Source organism: Thioalkalivibrio versutus (genome assembly GCF_001999325.1).
Lineage (GTDB): Bacteria > Pseudomonadota > Gammaproteobacteria > Ectothiorhodospirales > Ectothiorhodospiraceae > Thioalkalivibrio > Thioalkalivibrio versutus.
Genome location: NZ_MVAR01000010.1, coordinates 1 through 325 on the forward strand (window position 1 = coordinate 1; position 325 = coordinate 325).

Here is a 325-nt window from a genome sequence, read left to right on the forward strand (position 1 = left end):
CATCTCGACACCGGTGACGGTGGTCTTCTGCGTGTCGCGAATGCCGACGATCTCGATCTCTTCGCCCACCTTCACCACGCCGCGCTCGATACGACCGGTCACCACGGTGCCGCGACCGGAGATCGAGAACACGTCTTCCACCGGCATCAGGTACGCGCCGTCCACGGCACGCTCCGGCTCCGGAATCCAGGTGTCCATCGCCTCGACCAGCTTGTAGATCGCCGGGGCGCCCACTTCGCTCTCGTCACCTTCCAGCGCCTTCAGCGCGGAACCGGTGATGACCGGGGTGTCGTCACCCGGGAAGTCGTACGAGGACAGCAGGTCG

The 325-nt window shown here is 65.5% G+C and carries 1 protein-coding gene; it reads right to left on the reverse strand.

Annotation, left to right across the window (positions count from 1 at the left end; translation table 11 throughout):
• Nucleotides 1-325 (reverse strand): EF-Tu/IF-2/RF-3 family GTPase (locus B0684_RS13925; RefSeq protein ID WP_269844073.1); only part of this gene is annotated, 325 nt, incomplete at both ends.